This window comes from Amycolatopsis sp. GA6-003, assembly GCF_046267895.1.
Taxonomy (GTDB): Bacteria; Actinomycetota; Actinomycetes; order Mycobacteriales; family Pseudonocardiaceae; genus Amycolatopsis.
The window spans coordinates 7,531,975-7,543,883 of sequence record NZ_CP176499.1 but is presented as its reverse complement, the minus strand read 5'-3'; the positions used below and the strand labels follow the sequence as shown (position 1 = coordinate 7,543,883).

10 protein-coding genes are annotated in these 11,909 nt (G+C 67.7%); 6 read left to right on the top strand and 4 right to left on the bottom strand.

The features are described 5' to 3' along the window. The first annotated feature begins 121 nt into the window (after window positions 1-121). From F9C12_RS34200 to F9C12_RS34175, 6 genes are read left to right on the top strand one after another with little or no spacing between them, the layout of a single operon-like run. The gene (locus F9C12_RS34200; RefSeq protein WP_409463156.1) at window positions 122-1,480 is read left to right on the top strand and encodes an MFS transporter; all 1,359 of its coding nucleotides are present in this window, start codon (window positions 122-124) and stop codon (window positions 1,478-1,480) included. Window positions 1,481-1,502: 22 nt separating this feature from the next. Continuing rightward, window positions 1,503-2,492 carry an aldo/keto reductase gene (locus F9C12_RS34195; RefSeq protein ID WP_409467119.1) on the top strand — a complete coding sequence of 330 codons (990 nt, stop codon included), beginning with the start codon at window positions 1,503-1,505 and terminating at the stop codon, window positions 2,490-2,492. Window positions 2,493-2,504: 12 nt separating this feature from the next. Beyond that, the gene (locus tag F9C12_RS34190; RefSeq protein ID WP_409463155.1) at window positions 2,505-3,299 is read left to right on the top strand and encodes an SDR family NAD(P)-dependent oxidoreductase; all 795 of its coding nucleotides are present in this window, start codon (window positions 2,505-2,507) and stop codon (window positions 3,297-3,299) included. Then, on the top strand, window positions 3,296-4,165 hold the full coding sequence (locus F9C12_RS34185) for a carbon-nitrogen hydrolase family protein (protein ID WP_409463154.1): 870 nt from the start codon (window positions 3,296-3,298) through the stop codon (window positions 4,163-4,165). The genes F9C12_RS34190 and F9C12_RS34185 overlap by 4 nt, the downstream gene beginning before the upstream one ends. Next, a complete protein-coding gene (locus F9C12_RS34180; protein WP_409463153.1) occupies window positions 4,162-5,532 on the top strand; it encodes an amidase in 1,371 nt (456 codons plus the stop codon). The genes F9C12_RS34185 and F9C12_RS34180 overlap by 4 nt, the downstream gene beginning before the upstream one ends. Then, window positions 5,529-6,359: an LLM class F420-dependent oxidoreductase gene (locus tag F9C12_RS34175; protein WP_409463152.1), complete on the top strand. Its 831-nt coding sequence runs from the start codon at window positions 5,529-5,531 to the stop codon at window positions 6,357-6,359. Before F9C12_RS34180 ends, F9C12_RS34175 begins: the two co-directional genes overlap by 4 nt. Before the next feature lie 540 nt (window positions 6,360-6,899). Here the strand turns inward: F9C12_RS34175 and F9C12_RS34170 are convergent. The 4 genes from F9C12_RS34170 to F9C12_RS34155 form a co-directional block, all read right to left on the bottom strand. Then, a complete protein-coding gene (locus tag F9C12_RS34170; protein WP_409463151.1) occupies window positions 6,900-7,658 on the bottom strand; it encodes a glycoside hydrolase family 75 protein in 759 nt (252 codons plus the stop codon). 171 nt (window positions 7,659-7,829) lie between these two features. Next, complete coding sequence (locus tag F9C12_RS34165; RefSeq protein ID WP_409463150.1) at window positions 7,830-9,242, bottom strand: DUF4157 domain-containing protein; 1,413 nt, start codon at window positions 9,240-9,242, stop codon at window positions 7,830-7,832. A 312-nt stretch (window positions 9,243-9,554) separates the two neighbouring features. Next, entirely contained in the window at window positions 9,555-10,682 is a 1,128-nt protein-coding gene (locus F9C12_RS34160; protein ID WP_409463149.1) for a serine hydrolase domain-containing protein, read from the bottom strand. 117 nt (window positions 10,683-10,799) lie between these two features. After that, the gene (locus F9C12_RS34155) at window positions 10,800-11,864 is read right to left on the bottom strand and encodes an alpha/beta fold hydrolase (protein ID WP_409463148.1); all 1,065 of its coding nucleotides are present in this window, start codon (window positions 11,862-11,864) and stop codon (window positions 10,800-10,802) included. Window positions 11,865-11,909: the final 45 nt, after the last annotated feature.

The window sequence follows — 11,909 nt, the reverse complement described above, 5'->3', positions numbered from 1 at the left end:
AGCCCCCTTGACCTGCGTGACCAGGGCGAGTAGACAATCCATATCACGTAGTGATTCACACGTTTCACTGGATGAAACGTTTCGTCCCACGGCCGTCGAAAAGTGGCGGAAGGAGCGGGCAATGGCGCCGGCGCAGGAACCCCCACAGGCACGACCCGAAACGAGACTGGCCAAGGTCGCGGTGACCGCACTCTCGGCTTCGAGCATCGAGAACTACGACTTCTTCATCTACGGCACCGCGGCGGCGCTGGTCTTCCCGCAGCTCTTCTTCCCCGAGCAGACCGCGTTGACCAGTGCGTTGCTCAGCTTCGCGACCTTCGCGGTCGGTTTCCTCGCCCGGCCGCTCGGCGGCGTGCTCTTCGGCCACATCGGCGACGTGCGCGGGCGCAAAACGGCGTTGATCGGCGCGCTCGCCGGAATGGGCCTCGCCTCGACCCTCATCGGCCTGATGCCGACGTATTCGGTGCTCGGGGTCGCCGCGCCGATCCTGTTGGTATTGCTGCGTTTCCTGCAGGGCATCGCAGTCGGCGGACAGCTCGGCGGCGTTGTCCTCCTCGCGATGGAAAGCGCGCCGCCCCGCAAGCGCGGCTTCTTCTCCAGCTTCGCGCAGGCGGGCGGTCCGGGCGGCATCATCCTCGGCAACCTCGCGTTCATCGCGGCCATTCGATTCACGTCGCCCGCGGCGTTCGAGGCGTGGGGCTGGCGCGTTCCGTTCCTCGCGAGCGCGGTGCTGGTGTGGCTGGCCATTCACTTGCAGCTGCGCTTGGAGGACACCGACGCGTTCCGGCGGCTCAAGCAGGTCAAGAAGCCGGAACGCTCCCCCGTGCTGCGCGCGTTTCGGGTGCACTACAAGCAAATCGCGTTGGTCGCGGCTGCCTACATCGGCATCAACGTGACCTACTACCTGTTCATGACGTTCGCGGTCTCGTACAGCACGAACCCCGCGATTTTGGGGCTGTCGAAGGACACCGTCTTGCTCGCGGTACTCGTCGCGGCTGGCGTGCAACTGGTATTGCTCCCGGCGTCCGGTGCCATCTCAGACCGCATCGGCCGGCGCACCATGCTGCTGGCAGGTTCCGGGTTGCTGTGCGCCTTCTCGTTCGCTTTCTGGCCGCTGCTGAACACGAAGTCGACCTTCCTGATCCTGGTCGCGTTCATCGTCGGCCTCGGCCTGCTGCACACCACGATGTACGGACCGCAGGGCGCTTTCTTCGCCGAAGCGTTCACGACCGGGCTCCGGTACTCCGGCGTCTCGCTGGGCGTGCAGCTCGGCGCGGTCATCGGCGGCGCGTTCGCCCCGCTGATCGCCACGTCGCTGTACGCGGCGACCGGGTCCTCGATGTCGGTGGCCATCTACATGGCGGCCGTCTGCGCGATCACCTTCGGCGCGGTCCTGCTGATGCCAGAGACCCATCTGAAAGATATCAACGAGCCGGTGGTGGCATCCGAACCGGCCGCCGCCAGCGATCCGTCCCGCTAGGCAAAGGAGAACCAGCATGGCGATGCCCCTTCGGCATCTCGGCAAGCTCGACGTCGGCGCGCAAGGACTCGGCTGCATGGGAATGAGCGATTTCTACGGCAGCGGCGACGAAACCGAATCCATCGCGACCGTGCACCGCGCGCTCGACCTCGGCGTCACGCTCCTCGACACCTCCGACATGTACGGCTACGGCGCCAACGAGGAACTGGTCGGGCGGGCGATCGCCGGACGCCGCGACGAGGTCGTCCTGGCCACGAAATTCGGCGTCGTCCGCACGGAGGACGACTCGAGGGCCCGCTCGGTGCGCGGTGACGCGGAGTACGTCCGGCAGGCCTGTACCGCGTCCTTGCGCCGGCTCGGGGTCGACCACATCGACCTCTATCAGCAGCACCGGGTCGATCCCGCGGTCGAGATCGAGGAGACGGTCGGAGCGCTGGCAGAACTGGTCGCGGCCGGGAAGGTGCGCTACCTCGGGCTGTCGGAGGCGTCGGCGGAGACGATCCGCCGGGCGCACGCCGTGCACCCGATCACCTCAGTGCAGACCGAATGGTCGCTGTGGTCGCGCACGATCGAGGACGAGGTCGTGCCGGTGTGCCGCGAACTGGGCATCGGGATCGTGCCGTACTCGCCGCTGGGCCGCGGCATCCTCACCGGGCGCTACCGTTCGACCGACGACTTCGAGAAGGACGACTTCCGGCGGACGGCCCAGCCGCGTTTCGCCGCCGGGAACCTCGAACGCAACCTGGAATTCGTGCGGGCGCTGGAAAAGCTCGCCGAGGAGCGGGGCGTCACGGCGGGTCAGCTCGCGCTGGCGTGGGTGCACAGCCACGGCGACGACGTCGTGCCGATTCCGGGGACGAAGAAGCGGAGCAGACTGGAGGAAAACGTCGCGGCTGTTGATATCTCACTGTCCACCGCTGACGTGGCAGCGATCGAACAGGCCGTGCCCGCCGATCAGATCGCCGGCGAGCGCTACTCGCCCGACCGCATGTCGTTGCTCGAAGCGCCTTGATGGGTGGGTGAAATGCGTTTCGCAGAGCGGGTGGTGATCGTGACCGGCGGCGGTGGCTCGGGACTGGGCCGGACGTTGGTCCGCCGCTTCGCCGCCGAGGGCGCCGCCGTGGTGGTAGCCGACCGCGACGAGGCGGCTGCCGACCAGGCCGCCGCCGACGTGGAAGACCAGGGCGGCCGAGCGCTGGCCGTGCGGACCGACGTCCGCAGCGACGACGACGTCCGGGCGCTGGCCGAAGCCGCCCGATTCGCCTACGGCCGCATCGACGTCTTGGTCAACAACGCCTTCACGTCCAATCCAGCGTCCATTCTGGACACTCGGATCGAGGACTGGAACCGTGACCTCGACGTCGTGCTGACCGGTGCCTTCCGCTGCTCCCAGCAGGTGCTCCCGACGATGATCGAACAACGGCGCGGAGTGATCATCAATGTGTCGTCGGTGAACGCGCACACGCACGTGGGCGCGGCGGGATACAGCGCCGCGAAGGCCGGGGTGGAGGCGCTGACCCGCAACCTGGCCGTCGAGTTCGCGCCCTTCGGGATCCGGGCCAACGCGCTGGTGCCGGGCACCTTCCGCACCGACGTCTGGAAGGAACGCGAGAAGATCGACCCGGACCTCCTCGACCGCCTCGCCACCTGGTACCCGCTCGGCCAGGTCGGCATGCCCGACGACATCGCGTCCGCGGCGCTCTTCCTGGCTTCGGACGAGGCGTCGTTCATCACCGGCAGCTTGCTTCCCGTCGACGGGGGCTTGCTGGCGGGCAATCCGCAGTTCGCGCGCGACGTGCATCCGGAGAACCATCGATGAAGGACGAGGTACGCGTTTCGTTGGTGCAGTTCAGTTCCGCGGTGCTGGACTGTCCAGGCAACGCCAAACGGATGGCAGAGTTCGTCGAGCGCGAGGCGCAGGAGCACGGTGCCGAACTAATCGTCTTCCCCGAGTTGAGCAACACCGGCTACATCCGCTCCGCGCGCGACGACGCTTACGCAGAGAGCCTCTACGCGGCGTCGGAACTCGTACCGGGTCCGACCACAGAGGTGCTGGGTGAAGCGGCCCGTCGTGGTGGGGCACACGTCGTCGTTGGTATGTCACAACGGCACCCTCGGATACCAGAGGTGCTGTACAACAGCGCCGTGGTGATCGGCCCGGACGGCGAGGTGGCCGGGGTGCAGCACAAGGTGCACCCGTGCCGGGACGAGAAGGAATACTACGTCCCCGGCGATGAGATCTCAGTGTTCTCTACTGCACTGGGCACGCTGGCGCTCAACGTGTGTTACGACGTCCGGTTCCCCGAGATGGCCCGCGTCCAGACGCTCGCGGGGGCCGAGATCGTCGTCTCGTTGTGGGCGTCGGCGGTGCAGCCGGGGAAGGTTCCGTCGGACAGCATCGTGTCGCGGTGCGCGACGAGGGCAATGGAGAACGCTGTCTTCTTCCTGGGCTGCAACCGCACCGGCACCGACGGCGAACAGCACTTCTACGGCCGGAGCGCCATCGCGGGCCCGAGCGGCGACGTCCTGGCACGCTCGGACGACGACCGGGAGGACGCGGTCCGAGCGGTGCTGCGGAACTCAGATCTCAAAGCACAGCGCAGATATCTCACGATCTTCCGCGACCGCAGGCCGGAACTCTACGGCCGCGTTGCCGAACCGCTCTCCCGCCCGGAGCACCCATGACCCCGGATCTCTGCCAATGGACGGCCGAGCAACTGGGTGCCGCCTATGCGTCCGGCGAGCTTTCGCCGGTAGAAGCGACGAAGGCGGCGCTGGCGGCCATCGACGTCCACGACAACCTCCGCGCCTTCGCGCACGTCGACTACGAAGGTGCGCTCAATCAGGCTGCGGTGAGTGAACAACGCTGGGCCGACGGACGCGCGCTGGGGCCATTCGACGGAGTTCCCGCGTCGATCAAGGATCTCTTCCTAACCCGAGATATCCCAACGCTGCGCGGTTCGCGTCGCACCGACCCGACCCAGCCATGGCAGACCGACAGCCCTGCCGCGGCAGCACTCCGCGCGAACGGTCTCGTCCTGCTCGGCAAGACCACGACTTCCGAACTCGGCTGGAAAGGCGTTACCGACAACCTCATCGACGGCATCACGCGGAATCCGTGGGATCCGACCCTGACCGCGGGCGGGTCGAGCGGCGGGAGCGGCGTGGCAGTCCGGACCGGGATGGGCGCGGTGTCCGTCGCCACCGACGCCGCCGGTTCAGTGCGCATCCCGGCCGCCTTCTGCGGAGTCGTGGGCTTCAAGCCGACACACGGACGCATCCCGATGTACCCGCCCAGCGTCCTGGGCACGCTGGCGCACGCCGGTCCGATGGCCCGCTCGGTGGCCGACGTCGCCGCGCTGACCGACCTCCTCGCGGCCCGGGACCATCGCGATCCGTCCTGGACACCGACCATCGGCGAGCCAATCGACCCCGTCCGGATCGCGTACTCGCCAGCGCTGGGCCGCGTCGACGTACACCCGGAGGTCGCCGCCCTCGTCGCGGAAACCGTCGCCGCGTTGGCCGGAACCGGCCTGCACGTCGAGGAGGCCGACCCCGATTTCCCTGACCCGGCAAGCGCATTCGACGTGCTGTGGTCTGTCGGCGTCGCGCACATCGTCCGCCGCTACGGCGGCACCGCACCGCTCGACCCGGGCCTGCAGAGGTTGATCGACAGGGGCGCTCAGCATCCGACGGCCGACTATCTCGACGCACAAAGCGAACTCGCCACGCTCGGCGTCGCCATGGGCGAATTCCACACGAGGTTCGACCTCCTGCTCACGCCGACCGTGCCGATCGAGCCCTTCGCCGCGGGCCACGACGTGCCGCCGGACAGCGGGCTGACCGACTGGCCACAGTGGACACCTTTCACCTATCCGTTCAACATGTCGCGGCAACCCGCGCTGAGCGTCCCGATTGGACTGACGTCCCGCGGTTTGCCGGTCGGCATTCAGATCGTGGGGCCTCGGCACTCGGATGCCACGGTGCTCGCGGTCGGCGCACTGATCGAGAAACTACGACCCGCGCTCGGTTATCCGCAGGAGAACTCATGAAGTTCGGCGTCAACACGTTCGTCACGGACGAGAGCATCCGCCCGGACACGCTGGGCCGTGCGCTGGAAGAACGCGGTTTCGAGACGCTGCTCGTCACGGAGCACTCGCACATCCCGGTCAAGCGGGAGACGCCCTGGTCCGGCGGCGGCGAGCTGCCGCGCGAGTATTACCGAACTTACGACCCGTTCGTCGCCCTCGCGCTCGCTTCCGCGGCGACGACGACCCTCACGCTCGGCACCGCCGTCGCCCTGCTGGCCCAGCGCGATGTCTTCCAGACCGCCAAAGAAGTCGCGACGCTCGACGTCCTGTCCGGCGGCCGGGTCCTCTTCGGAGTCGGGGCCGGGTGGAACCGCGAAGAAATGCGCAACCACGGCGTCGATCCGCACCGCCGCGGCCCGCTGCTGAACGAGAAAATCGCCGCGCTGAAGGCGATCTGGACCTCCGAGGAGGCCGAATTCCACGGCGAGCACCTAGACTTCGCCCCGGTCTATTCCTGGCCGAAACCAGCACAACACCCGCACCCGCCCATCGCGATCGGCGGCGAAAGCAAAGCCGCCCTCGACCGCCTCGCCCGCTACGGGGACGAATGGCTGCCCCGCGCGAAAACCCCGCCCGCCGAACTGCGCCGCGTAGCATCGTGGCTGGCCGACACGGGGCGGGCCGACGTCCGCATCACCCTCTGCGGAGCCGCCCTCGACTCCGACCTCGCCGCCTACGCGGAGTCCGAAGTGGACCGGGTGACGTTCACGCTGCCGCCCCAGCCGGAACGGGAAACGTTGCAATACCTCGACAAACTCGCGGATCACATCGAGCGGCAAACCCGCTGAACCCTGGGGGCGGTGCGCGGGCCGCCTGACTGGCCGACCAGGGGGGCCCAGAACAAACCCGGACGGAACGAGAAGCCCCGCGGTACCCGAAAAACTAACGGACGACATCAAACAGCAAACACACCGAACACGAGCGACCAACTGCCTCGCACGGCAGCGCAAGGATTCGGCTTCGTGGGCACACGGTCGTTCGCGCGGCCACAGCGGCAACGGTGTGCTCGAAGAGGTCAAGTCAGTGATCAACGTCGCGCGCCACCCAGGGAAGCCAGGGTCGAGGCACCGACACCCGCAGCACACGCCGCGGACCGCCCTCGACTCTGACTTCGCTGGCAACGCGGAGTCCAGAGTGGATCGGCGACGTTCACTCTGCTGTCCAGCTTGACTGACTGGCCAAAACCGAACCGATCTTGGTAGTCCAGGTTGTGGATCCACCCACGACTCCGGCCTCACCGCGCACATCGAGCCCTAAGCAGACAGACCGCAGACATGCCGAATGCGGCCACCACCACCCCCGGCAGTGACCGCATTCGCCTGCCACCCTTAAATACCCATGCTCGCCCCAAGGCTGTCCAGCGCCTTGTTGACCATGCCCTGCGCGGTAGCGTTCAGGTTCGCATTGGTCCCGTTCACGACCCAGTCCGAACCGGAGAAAATCACCACGGTCACGCCATTGTCGACGCCGCCCTCAGTGCCGCTGCTGTTGATCCCCAGCAGGGAAGCCGCCTTGACCGAGGCTTCGCCCAGTTCCCGGGAGTCGTTGTCCGAAGTGTCCTGGTCGTTGGCGGTCTGCGTGTCGCCGAAGATCGCGCCGATCACCTTGCTCTTGTAGAACATCAGCGCGAACTGCCTGCCCTTGATGCCGTGTTCCTTGTAGAAGAAGTGCGGGCAGGGGCTCTTCTTGTCGTAGCAGTCGTCGCCGAGGACGTAGAACGGGACGTGGTGCGCGCCGAGCGATTTCCCGTTGCTGTCCTTGAAAGTCGTCGTTCCCTGGTGGTCGGGATCGGGGTCGGGGTCGCTGCCGTCGGTGTCGACGGCCAGGCCGGAACCGTAGGCGTAGACGCCTTTCGCCACCTGGTAGACGTTGACGTTCTTGGCCCGCGTCATCGTGTTGATGTGCGGTTTGGAATTGACCTTGTTCGCGTCCGTGCTGTTCTTCTTGACGCCGGCCAGCACTTCGGCGGCCGTATAGGACTTGGCGGCCGCTTCCGGGGTGGCCGCGTGAGCGGAGTTGACCGCGAGCGGCACGGCGAGCGCCAGAGCGGCGCCGACCACAGCGAAACGCCTACGGGAGGATGACATGACCGGGCGACCTCCAGCCTTCATTAGGAAAATTTCCTAACATAGTGAACCACCGGTGACCGGACGTTGTCACGAGGCGACCTGGAGAAAATTCGAGGCGGATGCCTGGTGCTGGGAATCCGGGCGGGAACACGTGCCGCTGAGCGGAAACGGCGCCCGCGGAGCAGCCGGCTACCTCAGTTCGAAGCTGTAGAACTGCCGCCCTTCCACCAGCAGGTAGACCTGGACGACCGGGCTGGCCTGGCGCGGCAGTGCGTCGCGCATCGCGAAGAAGATCTTCTTCATCGCCTGGAACATCGCGGTGCGATCTTTCACCAAGCGGTAACTGGCCGGGAGATCCATGCGCACGCTGGTCCGGTTGTTCTTCTGCGCGTCTTCGAGAAGCGCCGCGGCGGTCGTGGCGAATTCGTTCGACAGGGGATAGTCGCCCTCCCGCTCGGTGCCGCGTGCCTCGAGCGGCGTCAGCAACAGCCGGTCGAATTGCCCGGCCGCGGCCAAGACGGCCGGGCTCGGCGGCGCCGGGGCGGGACGCGGTTTGGACGGATCTTTCCGCGGGGAGAAGTCGAACGGAACCGACGGGCCCTTGATGATCGTCTCGCCGGGCGCGGACGGTACCGGCGGCGCGATCGACGGCGGCACGACCGGCGCGTACGGGCTGCCCGCGCCTTCCTGCTGGCGTTCCATCGAGGCGCCCGGCTGTTGTTTGATCAATCCTTCCACAAGGCTGTGAATAGAGTTCCGTTCCTCAGGGGTGATGCGCGCGTTCGCTATCGCCGTGTCGACCAGTTGAAGCAAGCCTGAGGCGACCGCCGATTTGGCACCGTCCACGATGAGCTTCTTGACGCTGTCGGGCACCTTCATCCGGCGGAGGATCGGCGCGAGGGTCGTGTCGACGAGCACGGCACCGGCCGCTTCCCCCACGTTCTTCGGCCGATTGTCCGGAGCCGCTTTGGCCGGGCCTCCGCGCAATCGCCCCAGCCGCTCCGCTGGGATGGCAGCGGGCAGCTGCCTGGCGACTGCGTGCGCGAAGCTGGCCGGGGTGCCAGGCACCGTGCCGGACAGCCAGGCCTGCACGGACGCCGACCGCACCGGGTCTCCGATGAGCAGCGACAGGACCGCGACCTTCACCTGCTCGGTATTGTGCAGCGTCTGCCCGCCCTGGTCCTGCTGCACTTCCTGCAGGTAGGCGGTGAGCACCTTCTCGACTTCGTCGCGGCTCACGACCGTCTTCTCGCTGGTGCGATCGACCTGCCGCTGGACCGCGGCCACTGGACCGCCGGGGATCGCCGACCCCGCGTCGGCCGCCCGCTCGGCCGCGTCGCCGGGGGAACTGACTCCCGGCACGAGCCTGCTGGCGTGCCGCTGGTGCACGACGTGCGCCGCCTCGTGCGTCAGCAGGTGCTCGTCGGGATCACCCGCCACCACAATGTCTTCCCCGGCGGTGTACGCGACCGCGCCCAGGTCACGTGCGGAGCGAGCCGCTTCGGGACCGGTGTGCACCCGGACGCCGCCGAGGTCCTCGCCCCACCGTTCTTCCAGCTGGTGCCGCACCTCGGCCGGGAGCGGAGTTCCCGAAGACCGCACTGGGATATGACTGAAGTCCGTTGAGATGGCAGTTGGCCTCGCCTGGTCCTTCTCCGGCCCGGCCTGAGGCGCCAGATCAGCCGGTTGCCTCGTCGGACGGTGGCCATGAGCCCGCATCCCGCGCCTCGCTTCCGATCGCCTGGCCGCAGCTTCCGCCCAGGATCGGACTGGTCCGTCACCGCGGCATCACCCGCTCCGCCCAGGATCGGACTGGTCCGTCACCGCGGCATCACCCGCGACGAAACCCCGGGCGCGGCTCGCCAGGCGGCCGCCGGGATCACCCGGCGGCCACCCGCCCCGCCCGACCGGATCTCACGACGCGCAGTAAGCCTTGAACGCGGCGTTGCCGAGCGTGGTCTGCCCCCGGGTCGCGACGCCCGCCAGATGGTTCTCGTTGGCCGCCACCAGCACCTGCTTGCTGCCGTCGTCGCTGGTCAGCCACAGGTTGAAATATCCCAGCACCCCGCCGCTGTGATTCCAGGCCAGTCCGCAGGGCGTCGGGGACAGGCCGATTCCCAGCCCGTACCGGGTGCCCGCGTTGTCGGCCGGCACCGTCGTCTTCAGCTCGGCCTGCTGCCGCGGCGGCAGGAGTTTTCCGCTCAGCAGTGCGCGTTCGAAGGTGGCCAGATCGTCCTCTGTGGACACAATGGCGCCCGCGGTTCCGAACGCCTGCACGTTGGAGACGGTGACGTCGTTGTAGAACACGCCGAGCCAGATGTAGTAGCCGGTCAGGTAGTTGCCGGTCAGCGAAGGGTCGGAGGTCGGGAAGGACGTGTTGGTCAAGGAGAGCGGCTCGAAGACGCGCCGCTGGATCTCCGCGGCCGGTTCGTTCCCGGTCACCGCCTTGATCACCATGCCGGCGAGGATGTAGTTGGTGTTCGAGTAGTGGAACGCCGCGCCCGGCGCGCCCAGCGACGGATGCGACGTCGCGATGTCCACCAGCGTCTGCGGCGGCCACGCCTGCCGCGGGTTGGTGTTCGCGACGTAGGAGTTGATGAACCGGGCGTCGGCCGCGTAGTCCGGCAGCCCGGAGGTCTGGTTCAGCACCTGCCGGACGGTGATCTTCGTGCCGTCGTTCCCGTTGGCGTTCACCGAGCCGGGCAGCCAGCGGGCGAGCGGGTCGTCGAGGGAGAGCTTGCCCTCGGCCTCCAGCTGCAGCAGGACGGCGGCGGTGAACGCCTTGGTGTCGCTGCCGATCCGGAACCGCGCTTTCGGGTCCGCCGGGGTCTTGGCGGTGAGATTTCCGTACCCGGCGTGGATGTACTGCGCGGCTTCCCCGTTCCGGACCAGTCCGATCACCCCGGGGTAGCCGACGCTGACCCCGGCCTGGGCGGCCGCTTGGAGGATCTCGGCCGGAGTCTCCGCCGAAGCCGGGGCGGCCAGGCCGGTCAAGGCCGCCGCCACGGCCGCCGCGACGGCTCCGAAAGCTTTGCGTCTCATCGCACTCCTCAGTTCGACGGTCGCCGAAGCCGCCGTTTCCCGAACGGGCACAGCGGTTTCCGGCGAGAGGAGTGCACACCGTATCCGCTCCCGATCAAACCTCGATGAACCCGCGGATCACAGCTTCGCCGCGTCCACGATCGCCTGCGCGAACGGCCGCGGCGCCTCCTGCGGAACGTTGTGCCCGATCCCGTCGAGGATCCGGTGCTCGTATTTTCCGGTGAACTTGGCGCGGTAGCCCTTGCCGTCCTTGGCCGCGCCGTCGAAATCGCTGGCCAACGTGATCGCCGGGACTCCGATGGTCGCCCCCGCAGCGAGTTTCTGTTCGTACGCCTCGTACTGCGGTTCTCCGGGGGCGAGGCTGAGCCGCCAGCGGTAGTTGTGGATGACGATCGCGACGTGGTCCGGATTGTCGAACGCGGCGGCGGTGCGGTCGTACGTCGCGTCGTCGAAGTGCCACGCCGGCGACGCCGTTTTCCAGATCAGTTTGTTGAAATCGTGCCGGTTCGCCGCGTAGCCGGCGCGGCCGCGCTCGGTCGCGAAGTAATACTGGTACCACCAGCCCAGTTCGGCGGCCGGCGGCAGCGGCTGGAGGTTCGCCTTGAGGTTGGCGACGATGTACCCGCTGACCGGGACGACGGCCTGGCACCGCTCGGGCCACAACGCCGCGATCACCGCGGCCGTCCGGGAACCCCAGTCGTATCCGCCGAGAATCGCTTTGTCGATTTTCAACGCGTCCATCAGCGCGACGACGTCGAGCGCGATGGCCGTCTGCTGCCCGTTGCGAACCGTGCCGGCCGACTTGAACACCGTCGGACCGAACCCGCGCAGGAACGGAACGATCACCCGGAACCCTTGTGCGGCAAGCAATGGCGCGACATCGGCGTAGCTGTACGGGTCATAGGGCCAGCCGTGCAACAGCACCACCGGTTTGCCGTTCGCCGGGCCGAATTCGGCGTACGCCATGCTCACGAGACCGGCGTCGGCGTGCTTGATCGTGCCCAGCGAAGTGTGCTCGCCCGACCCCGCCCGCAAATCGGCCCCCGCGGCAGGTCCGGACCCAGGGGCAGACCCGGCCCCAGCGGCAGGTCCGACCCCAGTGGCAGGCGAGGAGCAGGCAGCGAGAGAGGTCGCCGCCACCCCGGCCGCGAACATCTGGGTGAATCGTCTCCTGCTGATCATCTGAACTCCTGTGCGCGAGACCGTGGGACAGCCTCGACGCTAAGG

Excerpts from the sequence above, each read along its gene's own strand:
- F9C12_RS34155 (WP_409463148.1), bottom strand. The coding sequence starts at position 11,864 with ATGATCAGCAGGAGACGATTCACCCAGATGTTCGCGGCCGGGGTGGCG.
- F9C12_RS34195 (WP_409467119.1), top strand. The coding sequence starts at position 1,503 with ATGCCCCTTCGGCATCTCGGCAAGCTCGACGTCGGCGCGCAAGGACTC.
- F9C12_RS34180 (WP_409463153.1), top strand. The coding sequence starts at position 4,162 with ATGACCCCGGATCTCTGCCAATGGACGGCCGAGCAACTGGGTGCCGCC.
- F9C12_RS34200 (WP_409463156.1), top strand. The coding sequence starts at position 122 with ATGGCGCCGGCGCAGGAACCCCCACAGGCACGACCCGAAACGAGACTG.
- F9C12_RS34175 (WP_409463152.1), top strand. The coding sequence starts at position 5,529 with ATGAAGTTCGGCGTCAACACGTTCGTCACGGACGAGAGCATCCGCCCG.
- F9C12_RS34190 (WP_409463155.1), top strand. The coding sequence starts at position 2,505 with ATGCGTTTCGCAGAGCGGGTGGTGATCGTGACCGGCGGCGGTGGCTCG.
- F9C12_RS34185 (WP_409463154.1), top strand. The coding sequence starts at position 3,296 with ATGAAGGACGAGGTACGCGTTTCGTTGGTGCAGTTCAGTTCCGCGGTG.
- F9C12_RS34170 (WP_409463151.1), bottom strand. The coding sequence starts at position 7,658 with ATGTCATCCTCCCGTAGGCGTTTCGCTGTGGTCGGCGCCGCTCTGGCG.
- F9C12_RS34160 (WP_409463149.1), bottom strand. The coding sequence starts at position 10,682 with ATGAGACGCAAAGCTTTCGGAGCCGTCGCGGCGGCCGTGGCGGCGGCC.